Raw genomic sequence first — 18,291 nt, 5'->3', positions numbered from 1 at the left:
GGTCAGTACCGCCGGGGCGCCCCGAACCGTGCGACCGCGCTCCGGCGGTCAGCTTCCGGCCGTCTGCCAGGCGGCCGGGAACCTGCCGTTGGTCCGGAAGGAGGCGAGGAAGCCCAGCCGCGCCGCGTCGGGATCCGTGACCGCGCTCGGCTCGGCGTCCAGGTTCATCAGTTTCGAGCCGGGCCCGGCGTACCGCGGCCAGTCGGGCAGACCCGGGCCGTTGGGATCCCCGCGCAGGGCGAAGTTCGTCCAGTAGGCCGTCAGCGTGTCCGAGAACGCCCGATCCGCCTCACCGGCGGGAGGCGCCTGGGGCGCGAAGTACTGCGGCAGGAGGTTGCCGAAGACGAACGGCACGTCGGCGACATGGGCCGGTGCGGGAGAGTACGGGGACGTGTAGGTGAACGTGTACCCGTAGACGTTCGAGCCGCCCGTCCGCTGCTGCAGGCCGAGCAGTTCCCAGGTCTGCTCCGCGATCACCATGTCACCCACGAGACGGCGGGCCTGCGCGGCCGCCTCGGCGGGTGTGGCCGCCGGGTAGAGCCGCGCGAACTCCGCCGCGCGGCTCGCGCCGAACAGCCGCCCGGCCGCGGCGTAGAACTCCTGCGGTGAGGCGTGCGGCAGGGCCCGGCCGTCGAAGACCGGGAAGTCCTCCGCCCCGGTGTAGCCGGCGAGCAGCGGGACATGCCGTTGCCCGCCCCGGGCGAACACGGCGGCCGGGGAGTCGCTCAGTACCTGGCCGTCGATGCTGGGCGCGAAGAACGCGCTGCCGGCAGCGGCGGCGAGCCTGTCGGCCGGTACGGCGCGCAGGTCGGCGAGGCCGGGGGCGTTCAGCGCCTTCGAGAGCGCCGCGCCCTGGGCCAGCGCGGCGGCATGGGGTGGGACGGAGCCGTACTCGCTGTCCCAGAAGGCCCCGCTCTGGGCGATGGCCTTCGTGAACAGGCCGCCCGACTGCGGGGACGACATCAGCAGGCCCACCGCGTGGGCCCCCGCGGACTGGCCGAAGAGCGTCACGTTCCCCGGATCGCCACCGAACGCCGCGATGTTGCGCTGCACCCAGCGCAGGGCGGCGATCTGGTCCTGCAGGCCGAAGTCGCCGGAGGTTCCCGCCTCCCGGTCGAGCTCCGGCTGCGCCAGGAACCCGAAGGCTCCCAACCGGTAGTTCAGGCTGACCACTTCGATGCCCTGGGCAGCCAGCCTGGCACCGTCGTACTTGGGATCGGCCGAGGAACCGAACTGGAATCCTCCGCCGTGCAGCCACACCATGACGGCTTTCGGCGGCCCGAGCCGCCGGGGCGGCTGCCAGACGTTGAGCGTCAGGCAGTCCTCGCTCATCGCGACCGACGGCGCGCCCGGCTGCTGGGTGCCCCAGCAGGCCGGCCCGAAGGCGTCCGCCGGACGTACGTCCTTCCAAGCGGGTGCCGGCTGGGGTGCCTTCCAGCGGAGGGCACCCACGGGCGCGGCGGCGTAGGGGATGCCCTTGAAGGCGGTCACGCCGTTCGCGTCCGGCGCTGCCGCCCGGACGAGGCCGGTGTCCGTCAGGACGATGCCCGGCGTCGCCGCCGACGCGGAGACCGGACTCAGCGTCACCGCCGCCGTCACCAGCGACAGCGCCAGACCCGCGGCCGGAGCACTGGCCCATCGTGTTCGTTGTTGCACGTAGGACTCCCAGGGTGGGGGATCACCGCGCGAATGAACGCACGGTGTCTAGGAGTTGAGACACTAGAAGGCATTCCTCGCCCTGTTGGGGGATGTCTCATTGAGTGGCACGCCGGTCTCCGCGACCTGTCTGCCGCGGGCCGCGCCGGCGGGGTGTCCGGGCCCGTCGCCCGGCGGCCCCTTCTCGCAGGCTGTCCGACCGGATGGTAAAACGAGTCCAGGCAGCCCGTTCGGCCAGGCGTGGCAGGGGAGTCGGAGGGGGAGGGCAGCATGGGCGTCGCCCGCTGTCCGTTGCCGGTGGTTCCGTCGGGGCAGCGGCTGGAGGTCGTGCGGCGCCTGGTCGCCGAGGCCACCGCGGCGCATGCCGCCCGTAACGGCGGCTGGCGTGAGTCGCTGCCGGTGCGCGCCGCTGCGATGGTCACGCCGGCGATCACCACCCGCGGGCCACGGCGATGCCCCGGGCCTGGGCGGTGCCCAGGTGCCTGCGCCTCAACCACTCGGGGCCGGAAGGCCGTTCGCACGCCGGTCCGGTCCTGTTGACGGCCGGGGTCTCGGATTCGGTCATGTGGTCCCCGTGGTCGTGACGTGGTGCTTCAGCGGACGGGGTGCGGATGCGGGGGCGCCCCGCCGGCGAAGCGGGTGAAGTACGCGAGGGCGTCGAAGTCGTCGACGGCCTCGCGGCCGGCCACCTGGCTGATCGGCGCGCCCTGGACGAGGCGTTTGACGGGTACTTCCATCCGCTTGCCCGTGCGGGTGTGCGGGAGCGCGGGCACGGCCAGGATGGTGTCGGGGACATGGCGCGGGGAGGCCTCGGTCCGGATCGCCGCGTTGATGTCCGCGCGGACGTCGTCGGTCAGTTCGTGGCCGGGTTCCATGACGACGAACAGGGGCATCCAGTAGCCGCCGTCGGGGAGTTCGGCGCCGATGACGAGGCTCTCCCGGAGCTGGGGGAGTTCGTCGACGACGGCGTAGATGTCTGCGCTGCCGAGGCGTACGCCCTGGCGGTTGAGGGTGGAGTCGGAGCGTCCGGAGACGATGACGCTGCCGTGGGAGGTGCGGGTCATCCAGTCGCCGTGCCGCCAGACGCCGGGGTACGTGCCGAAGTAGGCGTCCAGGTAACGGGATCCGTCCGGGTCGTTCCAGAAGGCGAGCGGCATGGACGGCAGGGGGCGGGTGACGACGAGTTCACCGACCTCGTCGACGACGGGGCTGCCGTCGGCGTCCCAGGCCTCCAGGGCCACGCCGAGCAGCGGAGCGGACATCTCTCCCGGCCAGACGGGCACCGTGGGGACGCCGCCGGCGAAGCCACTGGCGATGTCGGTGCCGCCCGTCGTCGAGGCCACCTGCACGCCGGCGCCGACATGGTCCCGCACCCAGTGGTAGCAGGCGGCCGGCAGCGGTGCGCCGGTGGAGCCGAGCGTGCGCAGTCGGGAGAGGTCCTGGTCGCGGCCGGGTTCGAGGCCGGCCCTGGCGGAGGCGAGGAGGTAGCCGGGGCTGACGCCCAGGACGGTGACGCGGTGCTCGGCCGCCAGTTCCCACAGGCGGTGCGGCCCGGGGTGGCCGGGGCTCCCGTCGTAGAGGACGATCGTGGCGTCGACGAGCAGGCCGGAGACGAGCAGGTTCCACATCATCCAGTTGGGTGTGGTGTACCAGAGGAACGGGTCGCCGGGGCCCAGGTCGAGGTGCAGGCCGAGCAGTTTGTGGTGGTCGACCAGGATGCCGCCGTGACCGTGGACGATGCCCTTGGGGACGCCGGTGGTGCCGGAGGAGAAGAGCACCCACAGGGGCGCGTCGAACGGAAGCGGCACGAAGACCGGCTCCTCGGATCCGGCGGTGACCTCCTCCCAGCGGGCGGCGTGGTCGTGCGGGGGTTGCGGCAGGCCGAGGCAGGGGATCCGGACGGTGCGGCGGAGGGTGGGCAGCGCCCGGTGCAGTTCCGCACTCTCGTCGCGGCGGTCGTGTTCCTTCCCGTTCCACCGGTAGCCGTCGGCGGCGAACAGGATCACGGGTTCCAGCTGGGTGAACCGTGCGGCTGCCCCCTGCGCGCCGTAGTCCTGGCCGCAGGCCGACCAGACGGCCCCGACGGCCGCCGTGGCCAGGAACGCGACGACGGAGTGCAGCGTGTTGGGCAGGTAGCCGACGACCCGGTCGCCGGGCGTGACACCCTCCCGGCGGAGCCAGGCCGCCAGCGCGCCGACCTGGCGGCGCAGTTCCGCCCAGCTGGTCCGGGTGGTGGTGCCGTCCTCGGAGACGGAGACCACCGCGCTCCGGGTCGGGCTGCCGCCGCGCAGCGCGTGCTCGGCGTAGTTGAGGTGGGCCCCGGGGAACCAGCGGGTGCCGGGCATCGGCGTGTCGTCGAGCACGCGGTCGGGGGCGTGGGTGGAACGGATCCGGAAGAAGTCCCAGATCGCGGACCAGAACCCGTCGAGGTCGCGGACCGACCACTGCCACAGGGACGCGTAGTCGGGGTGGGTGGTGCCGGTCCGCCGGGCGACGAACTCGGTGAACCGGGCGATCCTGCTGTGCCGCGCGGTGGCCGGGTCGGGGGACCAGACGGGCGGCGGGGCGGCCGCCGGCCCGGTGGGCCCGGCCGGTGGGCGGGCGCCGGGGGCGTCCTCGTGCGCCCCGGCGCCGGAGTGGACTGCCATGGTGGGCTTCCTACTTCGCGGGTGTGGTGTGGGCGCCGGTCATGAGTTCGGCGAGGTCCTCGGGGGCGAGGAAGGACGGCGGCGGCGGGGCGCCCCAGGCCCACAGTGCCTTGGCGCCCTCCCAGACGCCGGGCCTCCAGAGGGCGTCGTCGACGATGCAGTCCAGGTCGGAGTAGTACTCGGAGAAGGTCCCGGCCGGGTCCTTGAGGTACCAGAAGAAGTTGGAGCCGATGAAGTGCCGGCCCAGGCCCCAGGTGTGCCGGGCGGGGTCGGCCTCCAGCATGGCGGTGGCGCCGCGGCCGACCTCGTCGACGTCGTCGACCTGCCAGGAGGTGTGGTGCAGGAACGCCACCGGTGCCTGCTGGACCAGGACGTTGTGGTGGTCGCTGGAACAGCGCATGAACGCGGCCAGGCCCGGCACGGTGTCGCTGACCTTGAACCCGATCCCCTGCTGGAAGAAGAGCTGGGAGAACTCCTGGTCCGTGGAGCCGAGGACGACGTGTCCGAGCTTGCGGGGCCGTACCCGCTCCTCCCGCAGGATGCCGGGGGCGCGCAGGTGCAGACGCGCGTCCACGCCCGGGGCGTTGTACGCGGGAGCCGGGGCCGGGGCCTGCCGGTAGCGCGGCGCGATCTCGACGCGGACCAGTACCTGCGTGCCGGGGTCGACGGCGGCCACGGCGCCGGGGGTGCGGTGGACCGGGACACCGAGCCGCTCCAGCGCGGCGGCGACCCGGCCGAGGTCGTCGGGGTCGTCGGCGCCGACACCGAGCTCGACCAGGCGCCGGCGTGGGGTGTGGACGATGCGCAACTGCTCGCCGCCGTCCACGGTGGAGAACACCCGTACCCCGGCGGGCGGGGCAGCGGCCGGCGTCGGCGGGCGGGCGCCGGGGGTGAGGCCGAAGTCCTCGTAGTAGGCGGCGGTTTGCTCGACGTTCGGTACACCCATGACGATCTGGGTCAGTCGGTGCAGCGGCATGGTTAGGGGCTTCCTTCCTGGACGGTCCGGCGCGGGTGGCGCTCGGTTCAGCGGGCTGCTGTCGGGGTGCGCAGCGTTCCGACGCCTTCGATCCAGGTGACGAGGGTGTCGCCGGGGGCGAGGAACTTCTGGGGGGTGCGGGCGCCGCCGACGCCGGCCGGGGTGCCGGTGAAGACCAGGTCGCCGGGCAGCAGCGGGCAGACGGCCGAGAGGCGGACGATCAGCTCCCGCACGTCGAAGATCATGTTCGACGTGCGGCTCTTCTGCAGGACCTCGCCGTTCTCCAGCATGCAGCCGAGTTCCAGGTCGTCCGGGTCGTCGAGTTCGTCGGCGGTGACCAGTTCGGGACCGGTGGGGCCGAAGCCCGGGTAGGACTTGGCGAGCGAGAACTGCGGGGCCGGACCGGTCAGCTGCAGCCGCCGTTCGGACAGGTCCTGGCCGACGGTGACGCCGGCGATGTGGGACCAGGCCGTCTCCCGGGTGGCCCGGTGGCAGTGGCGGCCGATGACGAGGACCAGTTCCGCCTCCCAGTCCACCAGCCCCTCCGGCAGGGTGACGGCCTGCCCGTGGCCGGTCAGGGAGGTGGGGAACTTGGTGAAGACGGCCGGTTCGGCCGGGATCTGCAGGCCGGACTCGGCAACGTGGTCGCGGTAGTTGAGGCCGACGGCGAAGACCTGGGCCGGGCGGGGCACCGGCGGCCCCCACAGCGTGTCCTCGGCCGGCTCCGCGCCGTCCGCCCGGTCGGCCCGCCCGCTGCGCAGGTGCTCGTCCGCCCACCGGGCGAAGGCGTCCCAGTCGGCGAACGGCGCCTGCGGGTCCGGTCCGTAGCGGCCGCCGCTGGCCGTCTCCACGTCCAGGTATCCGCCTGCGTGGCGCAGGGCCAGCCGGCCGTTGATGTTCGCAAGGCGCATCGGTTCTCCCGGTGTCTCGTGCTGGGGTTCTGCACGTAGTGTTGGCGCCGAATATCTAGAAAGCAAGAGATTAACGATAATCTCCACTGATCGCGTTTCCTGCTACGCTCGGCCACCATGGCGGGAGAGAAGACGACACGAGCAGGCGCGGTCTACACGCAGATCCGCGAGGAGATCTTCCAGGGAGGGCTGCAACCCGGGCAGCGGCTGCGCCTCGTCGAACTCGCCCAGCGCTTCGCGGTCAGCCAGTCCGTCGTCCGGGAGGCACTGACCCGGCTGGCCGAACAGGGCCTGGTCTCGGCCGCCCCCCAACAGGGCTTCAGCGTCGTCGCCCTGTCGGCCGGACACCTCGACGAACTCACCGAGGCCCGCATCGAGATCGAGGCCCTGGTCCTGCGCCGCGCCGTCGAGCGCGGCGACATCAAGTGGGAGGCGGCCGCCGTCGCGGCCCACCACCACCTCGCCAGCACTCCGATCAGCCTGCCGGGCGGCGGTCTCAACGGCGAGTGGTTCGCCGTCCACGAGGTCTTCCATCAGACGCTCCTCTCGGGCTGCCGCAACGACCGCCTGCTGGCCGTCGCGATGTCCCTGCGCGACGCCGCGACGCTCTACCGCCGGTGGTCGCGCCCCATCGGGCACGACTACGACCGCGATGTCGCCTGCGAACACCGGAAACTGCTCGACGCCGTCCTCGCCCGGGACGCCACCGCCGCCGCGGACCTCCTCGTCCAGCACATCGACCGCACCACCGCCTCGCTGCGCGCCGTGATCCGGAGCGAGGGCGACCGCGCCCACTGAGGCACACCCCGCGACCGGCGGCCCGACGCGGCACGCTGGTACCGAGGCCCGACCGAGAGGAGGCGGCAGTGGACGAGACAGGTGCGCGACCCGCCGGCGGACACCCCGAAGTCCCCGCCCGCACCGAGCCGGCGTCCGGCGCCGACTGGCTGTGCCGACTGGCACCGGACACCCGTTCCACCGGCCCCGCGCCGGCCAGCTCGCCGCGCTCGCTGGCCGAGACGGCAGCACGCCTCGGCCCGGGGCCGGTGGAATGGGCGGTCGCGACCGGTCACCGGATGGCCCGGGCCATCACCGCCGAGGTGCCGGAGCTCGGCGGCGGGACGGAACCGTTCGAGACCCTGCGGATGGGAACCGAGTCCTCCGTCCTCCGGGCCCTGCTCCTCCTCGCGGACCCGGTCGCCCGCCCCGCCGTACCGGACGAGGCCCTGCAGGGCGACCGCGACTTCGTCCGGCGCGGCATCCCGCTGGACAAGGTGCTGCGGGGCATCCGGCTGGGGCACGCCGAGATGGCGCGGGCGCTGATGGAGGCCTGCAAGAACCTGACACCGCCCGAGCAGCGCGCCGAACACATGCAGCATGTCTCCGGCACCCTCTTCCGCTACATCGACGACTTCTCCTCCCGCATGACCGAGGAGTACCTCGCCGAGCACGACCGCTGGGTGACCAGCAGCGCGGCCGCCCGGCAGGAGACCGTCCGCTCGATCCTCACCGGCGAGCCCGTCGACACCGAGGCCGCGAGCCGCGTCCTCGGCTACGCCCTGCCCAACGAGCACCTCGCGGTCACCGCCTGGTGCGACCCCGCCGGACAGGCCGGCAGTGCCGACCTGGAGCAGGCGGCCGCCGACTTCCTGCAGCACCACGGGCGCTCCACCACCCTGATGGTGCCCACCGGCCGCACCACGCTGTGGGCCTGGGGATCGCGGACCGGCAAGGGCACCGACACCGCGGGGCCGGCTCCCAGCCGGCCCGGCATCCACCTCGCGTGCGGCTCCCCGCACCCGGGCCCCGCCGGGTTCCGGCAGTCCCACCAGGAGTCGCTGCACGCCGCCCGCATCGCCCGGCTGAACCCTCGCGAGAGCCCCGCGGTCGTGCACTACCGCGACATCGCCGTCGTGGCCCTGATGAGCAACGACCTGCCCGCGGCACGGAACTTCGTGCACCAGGAACTCGGGGCGCTCGCCGACGACAGCCCGCAGAGCGAACAGCTGCGGGAGACCCTGCGCCACTACCTGCTCGGCGAACGGAGCCTGCTGACGGCCGCGGCCCACATGCACGTGGCCCGCAACACCGTCACCTACCGCGTCAAACGCGCCCAGCACCTGCTGGGCCACGACCTCTCCGAGCGCCGCTTCGAAGTGCACGCCGCCCTGGCCGTGGCCCACGTACTCGGCCCCGCCGTGCTGCGGACGGCCGGGACGGTGCCACCGGCGCCGCCCGTCCGCACCCACCACCGACCACTCAGATCAGCGGAGTGACCTGCTCCTCGATCCCGAGCAGCGCCCGCCCGTACAGTTCCGTCGAGATCGCGGTGTTGATCACCGCATGGCGGCTGCCGGTCTCCTGGTCGCGCCAGATCCGCTGCAGCGGGCTCACCTCCGCGAAGCTGCCCGCCCCCTGCACGCTCAGCAGGATGTCCAGCGCCTCACGGCAGCGCCGCGCCACGTAGCCGGTGTCCATCCGCGCGCGGGCACGGTTGACCAGCGGCATGTACTCCGCACGGCCGGCCCAGCTGTCGATGTCGTCGGCGGCGCGCATCAGGTGCAGGTGGGCGGTGTCGATCAGCTGCGCCGCCTCGGCGATCTGGATCTGCGTGGACGGTGCCTCGACGGCCTTCTCGTAGAAGGTGTACGAGATGCCCTTGCCCTTGGCCAGCGACGCGGTGACCAGCTCCAGCCCGGCCCTGGCCAGGCCCAGCTGCGGGCCAGCCAGGACCAGCGCGAGCACCGGTACGAACGCCGAGCGGTACAGCGCCTCGTCCTTGTGCTCGGTCGGGTTGACGCCCTGGACGGCCTGGGTCATCGACATGATCCGGTGCGAGGGGACGAAGACCTCGTCCGCCACCAGGGTGTTGCTGCCCGTGCCGCGCATCCCGGCCACGTACCAGGTGTCCTCCAGCGTCAGCTCGGACAGCGGGATCAGGGCCACGCCCTGGTCGATCTGCTCGCCCGCGGCGTCCACGACCGGCACGCCCAGGCCGGCCCACTGTGCGTGCAGGGATCCGGAGGCGAAACCCCACCGGCCCGTGACGACCTGGCCGCCCTCGACGGCCCTGCTGGTCGCGGTCGGTGCCAGCACGCCGCAGACCCGGGCGTTGGGGTCCGCGCCCCACACGTCCTGCTGCGCCTGCTCCGGGAACAGCCCGACCATCCAGTGACAGACGTTGAGGAGCGTCGCGACCCAGGCCGTCGAGCCGCAGCCGCGTGCCAGCTCGGTGCTGACTTCCAGGAACGTGCGCAGGTTCGCCTCCTGGCCGCCGAAGCGCTGCGGCACCGTCAGCCGGAACAGCCCCGCTTCGGCAAGGGCGGTGATGTTCTCCTCCGCGACCCTGCGGTCCTCCTCGGTGCGCGCCGCGTTGGCGCGCAGCAGCGGGACGAGAGCCGCGGCGCGTTCGGCCGGGGTGAGTGCAGCGGTGTCGGCCGTCGCTGCCGTCGTCTGCGTGATGGGCGTCATGGGGTGCTCCAGGCTGTCGGCGCGTCAGCGGTGACGCGGCTCGTGGGTGGGTGCCGGTGGAGGGATTCCACGCCCGATTCACCGCCCTGTCGTGGTGCCGGGAGCGCAGACTGTGCGACGGGAGCTGGGCCGGGGGGCCAGAACGCGCGGGATTTGGGCTGCGGGCACGACGGCAGCTGCCCGCGTTGCGCCGCAGGCCCATGTTCATGTGAACGTGATGACGGGTTCACTCGGTCGAAACGTGCTCCGGCATCACCGCACCAGGAGGTCACCATGGCCGCACCCGCCGCCGAGTCGCCCACCCGAACGCACGCGGTCACCGCGGCCGACTACCGCAAGGTCCTCGGCCGGGTGCCCACCGCTGTCAGCGTCGTCACGGCGCAGACCCCGGACGGTCCGGTGGGCGTCACCGTGGGCAGTTTCACCTCGGTCTCCCTCGAACCGCCGCTGGTGGTGTTCTACTGCGATCTGCGCTCCGCGAGCGCGGCATCCGTCGTCGCGGCCGGCCGGTTCTGCGTGAACGTGCTGGCCGACGACCAGCAGCGCCAGTGCGGAGCTTTCGCGAGCCGCACCGGGGACCGCTTCGCGTCCTGCAGCTGGGAGCCGGCCGCGAACGGGGCCCCGCGCATCCACGGTTCGCTGGCCTGGATCGAGTGCGACGTGGAGAACAGCTTCCCGGCCGGCGACCACATCGCGATCCTGGGCCGCGTCCGGCGGCTTTCGGCCGCGGCCGGCGACCGGAAGCCCCTGGTCTTCTACCGCGGGCGCCTGGTCCAGCTGGACAGCGCGGGCCTGCGCCACGCGCCGACGCACACCTTCAGCTGGTGGGACGCCTGATCGCGGCCGGGTACTCCGGGGCACACGCCGCCCTCAGCCACCGACCGGGGCATCGCCCGTGGACACCGCCCGCCGGCCGTCCTCCGCCAGCCGGCGGGAGATCGCGCGGGCCGTCGCCCGTACGGCCGGTCCGTACCCCGCGTCCGCGAAGCCCGTGCTGGGTGCCACGACCGACAACGCCGCCACCACCCCGCTGCCGTCCCGCACCGGGGCGGACACGGTGCTCAACGGCCAGGGGCTGGTCTGCCGGCCGAAAGCGTGGTCACCACGCCGTACTTCGGCGAGCGCGCGGCGCAGGTCGGCCGGGGTGGAGATGGCGTCATGGCCCTGCCCGGGCCGGTAGGAGGCGATGGCCTGGTTCTGGACGGCCGCCGGTGCGAAGGCGAGCAGCACCAGTCCGACGCCGGTGGACGTCAGCGGAAGACGCCCTCCGACGCGGTAGTGCACAGGACTGGCGTCGAGCGCCGAAAGCCGTTCGACCAGCACCGCCTCCTGCTGCTCCCGGACGGCGAGCAGGACGTGCTGACGGGTGACGTGGAAGAGGTCCTCCATGGAGGGCATGGCCACGGAGCGTAGTCCGTGGCCGCGCGGTGCCAGGGACGCGGTCTCCAGCAGTCGCAGCCCCACCACGTACCGGCCGTCGTCGAGACGCTCCAGCGCACCCACGTCGGCCAGCGACCGGGCGATCCGCAGCGCGCTGCTGCGGGGGATGCCGCTGCGCTGTCCGAGTTCGGCGAGGGTCTGGGCGCGGTGCTCATGGTCGAACGTCCTGAGCAGGGCGAACGCCCGATCGATGACCGGCTGCCCCTCGGCGGGCCTGCCTCCGCGCCTCGGCCGGCCGGCGCCGTCAGAAATCCCAGGTTCATTCATCGGCATCACACATGCCAGCCTACGGCTCCGTTCCTAGGCTGGTTGAGGTACGCACCAAACAACCGGAGGAGCCCGTATGACCCCCGTCGGCCTCATCGACGTGCACGCCCATTTCGTCACCGACGGCTACGTCGCCGCGGCTCGGTCCGCCGGCATCGAGCACCCCGACGGGATGCCCGGCTGGCCGGGCTGGAGCGTCGAACAGCATCTCGACCTGATGGAACGCTCGGGGATCCAGAAGTCCTACCTGTCGATCTCCTCCCCGGGCGTGCACTTCGGCGACGACGCCGCCGCACGGGCCCTCGCGCGTGAGGTCAACGAGTTCGGCGCCCGGGTCCGGAGTGAGCGTCCGCAGCAGTTCGGTCACTTCGCCTCCCTGCCGCTGCCCGACATCGAGGGCTCGCTCGCCGAGGCCGCCCACGCCCTCGACGTCCTCGGCGCGGACGGCGTCACGGTGGAGACCAACCACCACGGCAGCTACCTCGGCGACCCCCGGCTCGAACCGCTGTGGGAGGACCTCGACCGCCGCGGAGCCCTCGTCTTCGTCCACCCCACCTCACCGCCCCACGCCGACGAACTCTCCCCGGGCAGGCCCCGGCCGATGCTGGAGTTCCTCTTCGACACCGCCCGCACCGCGAGCGACCTGCTGCTGCGCGGCGTCCTCGCCCGTCATCCCCGGATCCGCTGGGTGCTGACCCACGGCGGCGGGGTGCTGCCGCTGCTCGCCGACCGGATGGACCTGTTCCGCACCATGCTGGACAGCGGCCCCCAGGACGCGCCCAGCGCCGTCGAGCAGCTCGGCCGTCTCTGGTACGACATGGCCGGCACGCCCTTCCCGCGCCAGATCCCGGCCCTCGACGCCGCGTTCGGCACCGACCGCCTGCTGTACGGCAGTGACTACTGCTGGACACCCGCGGGAGCGGTGCTCGCCCACGTCGCATCCGTCGACTCGGCCGCACCGCCGTCCGCCACCGGCAGCTGGCGGGACCTCACCACCCGCAACGCGGGCCGGCTGTTCGCCGGGTGACGGCCGGAGGGCCACGTCGAGGCGGAGCGCGTGCGCAGACCCGCTCGATGGTCCACCGAGTCAGGCCCGGACAGGGCACGTCGCACGAACACGAAGCCGATCGCGGCAGTCCGGGCAGAGCGCCGGACGGCGCCGCTGCCCCCAGGAGAGATATGAGCAGGTACGTCGAACCGTCGTCGGTCACGGGCCGCGTGCGGGTGAGGGACGTCACCGTGGTCGACCCGCTGGACGGGACCCGCACGCCCGGCCAGGACGTGGTGGTCGAAGGGAACCGGATCGTGTCCGTGACGGCGACCGGCGCCCCCGTCCCGGAGCCGCACGTGGTGGAGGGGCGCGGCCGGTTCGTCGTCCCGGGGTTCATGGACATGCACATGCACGCCCTGAACACCCCGGAGGACGTGGACGGCACCTACGCCCTGATGCTGGCCAACGGCGTCGTCGGCTTCCGCCAGATGTCGGGCAGCAGGGCGCTGCTGAAGTCCCGCCGCGAGGGCACCCTGCCCCGGCCGGCCGGGGCCCCGGCGCTCAGGGCCACCGCCGGTGACCTGCTGACCCCGTTGAACGCCGGCACGGCCGACGGCGCGGTCCGGGCCGTCAGGGAACAGCACCGGGACGGTGCCGATTTCGTCAAGGCGGGCCTGACGACCCGGGAGACGTTTCTGGCGGCCCTCCGGGAGGCGAACCGGCTCGGCATCCGCCTGGGCGGCCACCTCCCCGCCGACCTCGACCCCCGCGAGGCCGCGCGCGGCGGAGTGTGGTCGATCGAGCACCTGGGGCCCGGCGTCACGGTGTTCGCCGCCGCCTCCTCCCGGGAGGGCGAGGTGCGCGCCAGGAACGCGACCCGCAAGCTCCCGCCGATCCCCAGGGTCAGGATGCCCGGCGCCGACAAGCTGGTACTGAAGCTGGTCCGGAGGATGGCCGTGAACCCGGCGACCCTGACCTCCGAACCGGAGGCCCATGCCTACGAACTCGCCGACGGTTCCTACGACCAGCAGAAGGCCGAGGAACTGGCCGCCCTGTTCGTCGAACACACCACCTGGCAGTGCCCGACCCTGATCCGGGTGCACACCCAGCAGTTCGGCGACTCGGCCGAACACACCGAGGACCCGAGGCGCCGCTACATGGCCCCCGGCGAACTGCGCGCCTGGGACAGGTCGGCGAAGAAGTTCGCCAGGCTTCCCGGCGTCACCCGCAACGCCCTGCAGGGCCACTGGGCCGCGCAGCTGCGGATGACCAAGGCCTTCGCGGATGCCGGGGTCCCGATGGTGGCGGGTACCGACGCCTGCGGAGCCGCCGGAATCATCCCCGGCTTCTCCCTGCACGACGAGTTCGACCACCTCGCCGAGGCGGGTATCGACCCGCTGACCATCCTGCGGATGACAACGACCGAACCGGCCCGGTTCCTGGGCCAGGAAGGGGCCTCCGGCCGGGTCGTCCCCGGCATGCCCGCCGACCTGGTGCTTCTGGACGAGGATCCGCTGGAGGACCACGTCGCCCTGCGCCGCATCGCAGGGGTGATGCGGGACGGTTCCTGGTGGTCCCGCGCCGAGCTCGACGCCGTACTGGAACGCGTCGCCGCCAGGCCCGGCGCCCACTGAGCGCCGGCGCCGCCGCCGCACCCGGGCCGGGCTCTCCGGCTCGGCAACGGCACCACGCGTTGACGGCGTTGACCGGCGTCGACAAGATCGCCGGACCGGTGGGCGGCGACTTCGGTCTCGCCGGCTGAAACCGACCCCGGAACCCGGCTGCTGCCCGCCGCCCCCGCCCCCGACCGACCCTTGTCCGGCGAGTGGTCCGGCTGACAGGATGCTTGCGGGGGTGGCCCGTTGGGGTGCCGGAGGTACGGGGGAGCTATGGGCGTCCTGGACATCGTGGTGACTGTCGGGCTGATCGCGGTGCTGCTGCGTGCGCTGGTGCGGCGGGGACCGACGCCGGGGCCGTTGCTGCTGGCCGTGGTGTTCGGCGGGCTCGGCCTGTGGCGTGGGTTCGGTCCGGGGCCGGGGTGGCTGCTCTGGCCCGCCGTCGTGCTCCTGACCGTGACGGCGGTGGACGTCGTCATCGCCGCACGCCTCTTCGCGCGGATGCCGCGGACGGAGTCGGGCCCGGTGAAGGCAGAGCTCCTGGCGGACTGCCGCAGTGACGACGGCCGGCAGCAACTGACGCTGGCCGTCGCACCGGGCGGCGCCGTGATGATGGACGGCGTCTGGCGGGACACGGCCCGACGGGACGCCGTGATGCTGACGGGCGACTGCCCGGTCTGCCTGGTCGAGGAGGTGACGGCGGAGCTGGCCGGCCCGGACTCCAAGGCCCTCGCCGCCTACCGCCGGGACCGGGACGCCGGTACCAACCGGCTGATCGTGCTGCGCCGCCGGGGCGACGGCTGGGCGGCGGACCTGGAGCCGGTGCGCGCGTCGCCGAGGCCGTTCCGGCCGGTGGGCTGCCCGGTCCACGGCTGAACCGGGCGCCGCGAGGGACGGCGGCACCGGTCGGGCCCGACATCTCGCGTCCCGGGTCAGATGAGGCGCTCGCGGTGGCGGCCGGCGGTCTCGCGGACGAGCTGGGCGAAGCGTTCACGGCCGGCCGCGTACCGGTGCTGTGCCGCCCGCTCCTCGTCCGGTTCCGCCGCGTCGTCGCCGGCGTTCTCGTCGTCGGGTTCGTGGTACTCGCTGTGGAGGAGCCAGCACCCGTGGATGCCGGTGAGGAGGTCTTCGAGGAGGTCGCGGGCGGGCCGGTCGGGATCGAGGGGTGTCAGGCGGAGTTCGGCGTCGGGCTCGGCCCCGTCCGCGTACTCGGCGAGGATCTCCTCGGCCTCTTCGAGCTGCTCGCGGAAGGCCTGCGGGTCGGGCAGTACACCGTCGGCGATCCGCAGGGCGTGGCGTACCAGCCCGGTGGCGACGTCGTAGGGGGAGGCACCGGCGTCGAGGAGTTCCAGGACCAGCGTGGGTGTCGCGTAGGGCAGCGCCTCGATGTTGTCCGCCTCACGGACCACGTCGGTGGGTGCGTACCCGGACACGTCCGAGGCGGTTTCGGCGGCGGCGTACAGCCAGTGCGCGGCGGCCACCGCCGCGGCGGTGGGGTCGACGTCGGAGAAGAGCGCGGCCGGGCCGAACGGGTTCTCCTCCAGCAGCCGGTCGGCGGCGGCCACCTGTACCGGGGAGGCGTCCTCGCGGCTGAGCAGCACGGCCTGCTGGGCCCGTCCGGTGAGGTCGCCCAGTTCGGCGCCTTCCACGGCGGCCAGCTCGACCCCCGTCTCGGCACGGACCGCCGCGGTCAACTCGGGGATCCCGAGGGCGAGCAGAGCGCGGCCGACCCGGTTCGCGTTCTCCACCAGCGGGCTGTACGAGACCGTGATCGACCCGCCCCGGGGCAGGTTCGGGGCCGCCACCGCCTGGGGGACCTCGGTGAATGCCCTGCGTTCCCGCTCCCGCCGCCGGCTCTCACTGTCGGGCTCCAGCGAGCCGGTCGAGCCGGCCGGGTGGGTGTACGTCCGCCAGGCCGCTGCCGACAGCTGCGTCAGGGCACTGGCCAGGCGGCACAGGAGGCCGATATCCGTGCCGGCCGGAACGGCCGCGAGGAGCGTGGCCAGGTCGCCCTGACCGGATCCCCAGGTGGCGATCAGCTCGCGCCGGTCGAGGTCGACACTGTACCGGGTCATGCAGCGGTACCTCCGGTCTGCTCCGCGCGCCGCCCGGCGCCTCACCATTCTGACGGACCGGCAGCGATGCTGTCGGGGATCCCGTCTGCCCGGACCCCTGAAGGCCGGTGCCCGTGTCCGTCCGGCGGAGCGGTCCTGCACAGTCCCGTTCACCGGGACGAGCCCGCGCGCACCGACCGGGGCGACCGTCAGGGCCGGGCGGTCGCCGACTCCTGGACCCGCTCCTGCAGCGTCTTGGACAGGTCCGCCACGCAGTCGGCGAGCTGCGCCGTCGTCAGCCGGCCCGGATCGCCGGTGCAGCCGCCGGCCGGCGCCGTGGGAGGAGCGGGCGCGGGCGTCCCGGGGGCCGGGGACGGCGCGGGGCTCGCCTGTCCGCCGGGGGCGGTGATGCTGCCGCTCAACGACACCAGGTTCGGCTGCACGGTGGCGTCACCCGACAGGTCGATGTAGTCCTGGGTCTGCCCGTTGAAGTCCACGAAGCCGCGCCACATGTCCCGGCCGAACGGGACGATCTCCTGCAGCGCACCGCCCTGACCGGCGCTGATGCTGATCGAGGTCTGCTGTGCCATGTACGACACCATCCGGCTGGCGAGCACGTTCAGGTTCACCGACGGGCTGTCGTCGCCGCGCACGTACACGTGAAGGTCGTTGAGGCCTCCGCCGGCCGAGTCCGCCTGCACCACCGCGAACGCCACCACCAGCTGCGAGGAGCTCTCCCGCGGGACCAGCGGCGTCACGTAGTACAGGTGGCCGTCCGCCTTGGAGCGCAGCAGGAACTCGCCCGGATTGCCCGCGTTCGTCGCCGCCGAGGTGTGCGCGTAGCCGAAGCCGCGGTCGTCCTTCGCGCCGCGCCCGCCCAGCCACTGCACCTCGTGGATCTGGGCTCGGACCACCGAGGCCGGGTACACCGCCCCCGGCAGTTCGCCCGGCGCCACCTTCTCCCGGTACACCAGGCCCGGCCGGCCGTCCGCCGTGCCGCGCAGCACCAGTACCCCGGCGGGCTCCAGCACCGTGCGCTGCCGCCAACCGGTCTGGCGGGCCACCGAGATGACCACCACCGGCTGCGCGGTGCGCGGGTCGGGACCGTCGCAGTAGCCCCAGATGTCCTGGTCGCTGTAGACCAGGCCGGGGAACCGCTCGGCGAGCAGGTTGCGCAGGCTGTTGGCACCCGTTCCGGCGAAGGCCCGGCCGAAGGCGTGGTCGCCGCGGAACGCGCAGGTCGCGACGGTGTTCGAACGGCCGTCCCAGACCGCGATGCCTTCCGTCGGCTGCCCGCCGGAGCCGTCCAGGACGGCCGTCCACACCCCGCCGCCCTGCGAGGCGTCCGGCAGGTAGTGCAGGCTGTGCCCCATCAGGTGCACCCCGGAGGTGAGGCCGGCGCTGCTGGTGAGCGCCGCGGTCGCCGCGGCGTAGGAGGCGGTGCGTGCCTCGAAGTCGAAGTCCGGCATCGGTGCGGTCTTCACGCAGGCCGGCACGTCCGCGGCGCCGACCAGGTCGCAGCGGTCGCCGTCGCCCTTGCGGGTGTGCTCGGTCACCGGCAGCACCGAACGCGGTGTGGCCGCGCCGCCGGCCGGGATGTCCAGCACCGTCGCCGCCGCGTAGAACCGGCCCGCGTCCTTGTCGTCGTCCCATATCCCGGTGCCCGTCCGCACCAGCGAACCGGCGGCTGCCAGCAGTACCGCCGCCAGCGCCAGTCTCACCCGCCACCCGCGCAACCCCGCCCCGGAGTCCTCGGCGAGGTACGCCACCACCCACACCGTGCCCAGCAGCCCCACCGCGACCCAGACCCAGAACAGGGGCGCTGCGTCCAGCGGGCCGCCGTGCGGGAACAACTCCTGCCGGATCAGCAGCAGGTAGCTCTGGTCCTGCTGCCCGAACCCGCCGAAACCGACGTGCTTGACCACCCGGACCAGCAGGGCGACCAGGGGCATCCACAGCCACCAGACAGCCAGCGTCAGCACCCCGCGCCGTAGCGCGCCCCGCCGGACATCACGCTTCGTCATACGTCCCCCCGTTGCTCCTCATCGCCTGCCATCGCCGCACAGGCCCCCGTACCCGTCCTTCCCACCGCACCCGCCCGACAAGCCCGCCTGGAGGACAGGCCGCTCCAGCGGCAGTTGGGGGGCCCTCGCACGACGTCGGCCGCGCGGACCGTACGGTCCCCGCCGGGCCGGCGGCCGGGGAATAATAGGTTGGAGCCCCCCGCCCGCAAACAAAAACCCCCCGGCGCCGGGGCCCCC

14 protein-coding genes are annotated in these 18,291 nt (G+C 73.3%); 6 read left to right on the top strand and 8 right to left on the bottom strand.

Translation table 11 applies throughout. From position 1 onward, the window contains the following. Positions 1 to 48 precede the first annotated feature (48 nt). The 4 genes from ACFUK0_RS23855 to ACFUK0_RS23840 form a co-directional block, all read right to left on the bottom strand. Entirely contained in the window at positions 49 to 1,656 is a 1,608-nt protein-coding gene (locus tag ACFUK0_RS23855) for a carboxylesterase/lipase family protein (RefSeq protein WP_380253421.1), read from the bottom strand. A 593-nt stretch (positions 1,657 to 2,249) separates the two neighbouring features. Continuing rightward, positions 2,250 to 4,304 (bottom strand): acetoacetate--CoA ligase, encoded by a 2,055-nt coding sequence (locus ACFUK0_RS23850; protein ID WP_380253419.1) that lies wholly within the window; start codon positions 4,302 to 4,304, stop codon positions 2,250 to 2,252. A 10-nt stretch (positions 4,305 to 4,314) separates the two neighbouring features. After that, positions 4,315 to 5,280, bottom strand: a complete 966-nt coding sequence (locus tag ACFUK0_RS23845; protein ID WP_380253417.1) for a VOC family protein — start codon at positions 5,278 to 5,280, stop codon at positions 4,315 to 4,317. 47 nt (positions 5,281 to 5,327) lie between these two features. Further along, complete coding sequence (locus ACFUK0_RS23840; RefSeq protein ID WP_380253415.1) at positions 5,328 to 6,191, bottom strand: fumarylacetoacetate hydrolase family protein; 864 nt, start codon at positions 6,189 to 6,191, stop codon at positions 5,328 to 5,330. Between the two features lie 117 nt (positions 6,192 to 6,308). Here ACFUK0_RS23840 and ACFUK0_RS23835 point away from each other — a divergent pair, with 117 nt between their 5' ends. Both ACFUK0_RS23835 and ACFUK0_RS23830 read left to right on the top strand, forming a co-directional pair. Then, complete coding sequence (locus tag ACFUK0_RS23835; RefSeq protein ID WP_380253413.1) at positions 6,309 to 6,989, top strand: GntR family transcriptional regulator; 681 nt, start codon at positions 6,309 to 6,311, stop codon at positions 6,987 to 6,989. Between the two features lie 68 nt (positions 6,990 to 7,057). Continuing rightward, the gene (locus ACFUK0_RS23830; protein ID WP_380253411.1) at positions 7,058 to 8,467 is read left to right on the top strand and encodes a PucR family transcriptional regulator; all 1,410 of its coding nucleotides are present in this window, start codon (positions 7,058 to 7,060) and stop codon (positions 8,465 to 8,467) included. Here the strand turns inward: ACFUK0_RS23830 and ACFUK0_RS23825 are convergent. Then, positions 8,451 to 9,662, bottom strand: coding sequence for an acyl-CoA dehydrogenase family protein (locus ACFUK0_RS23825; RefSeq protein WP_380253409.1), 1,212 nt, complete (start codon positions 9,660 to 9,662; stop codon positions 8,451 to 8,453). The two genes, ACFUK0_RS23830 and ACFUK0_RS23825, sit on opposite strands and share 17 nt — an antisense overlap. 273 nt (positions 9,663 to 9,935) lie before the next feature. Between ACFUK0_RS23825 and ACFUK0_RS23820 the strand changes: the two genes are divergently transcribed. Beyond that, the gene (locus tag ACFUK0_RS23820) at positions 9,936 to 10,499 is read left to right on the top strand and encodes a flavin reductase family protein (RefSeq protein ID WP_380253407.1); all 564 of its coding nucleotides are present in this window, start codon (positions 9,936 to 9,938) and stop codon (positions 10,497 to 10,499) included. A gap of 33 nt (positions 10,500 to 10,532) precedes the next feature. Here ACFUK0_RS23820 and ACFUK0_RS23815 read toward each other — a convergent pair whose 3' ends face one another. Next, entirely contained in the window at positions 10,533 to 11,369 is an 837-nt protein-coding gene (locus ACFUK0_RS23815) for an IclR family transcriptional regulator (RefSeq protein ID WP_380253405.1), read from the bottom strand. Positions 11,370 to 11,445: 76 nt separating this feature from the next. Here ACFUK0_RS23815 and ACFUK0_RS23810 point away from each other — a divergent pair, with 76 nt between their 5' ends. The 3 genes from ACFUK0_RS23810 (at position 11,446) to ACFUK0_RS23800 (ending at position 14,852) form a co-directional block, all read left to right on the top strand. Continuing rightward, positions 11,446 to 12,396: an amidohydrolase family protein gene (locus ACFUK0_RS23810; RefSeq protein ID WP_380253403.1), complete on the top strand. Its 951-nt coding sequence runs from the start codon at positions 11,446 to 11,448 to the stop codon at positions 12,394 to 12,396. Between the two features lie 152 nt (positions 12,397 to 12,548). After that, entirely contained in the window at positions 12,549 to 13,994 is a 1,446-nt protein-coding gene (locus tag ACFUK0_RS23805) for an amidohydrolase family protein (RefSeq protein WP_380253401.1), read from the top strand. Between the two features lie 255 nt (positions 13,995 to 14,249). Next, the gene (locus ACFUK0_RS23800; RefSeq protein ID WP_380253400.1) at positions 14,250 to 14,852 is read left to right on the top strand and encodes a hypothetical protein; all 603 of its coding nucleotides are present in this window, start codon (positions 14,250 to 14,252) and stop codon (positions 14,850 to 14,852) included. A gap of 56 nt (positions 14,853 to 14,908) precedes the next feature. Here the strand turns inward: ACFUK0_RS23800 and ACFUK0_RS23795 are convergent, their stop codons facing one another. Both ACFUK0_RS23795 and ACFUK0_RS23790 read right to left on the bottom strand, forming a co-directional pair. Next, positions 14,909 to 16,051, bottom strand: coding sequence for a hypothetical protein (locus tag ACFUK0_RS23795; protein WP_380253398.1), 1,143 nt, complete (start codon positions 16,049 to 16,051; stop codon positions 14,909 to 14,911). Positions 16,052 to 16,239: 188 nt separating this feature from the next. Then, positions 16,240 to 18,054: a hypothetical protein gene (locus ACFUK0_RS23790; RefSeq protein ID WP_380253396.1), complete on the bottom strand. Its 1,815-nt coding sequence runs from the start codon at positions 18,052 to 18,054 to the stop codon at positions 16,240 to 16,242. Between the last annotated feature and the right edge of the window lie 237 nt (positions 18,055 to 18,291).

The sequence above is a fragment of the Kitasatospora sp. NPDC057223 genome, from assembly GCF_042669755.1.
Classification (GTDB): Bacteria; Actinomycetota; Actinomycetes; order Streptomycetales; family Streptomycetaceae; genus Kitasatospora.
Note: the sequence above shows the minus strand (reverse complement) of the source record. Positions and strands in the feature narration are given on the sequence as shown.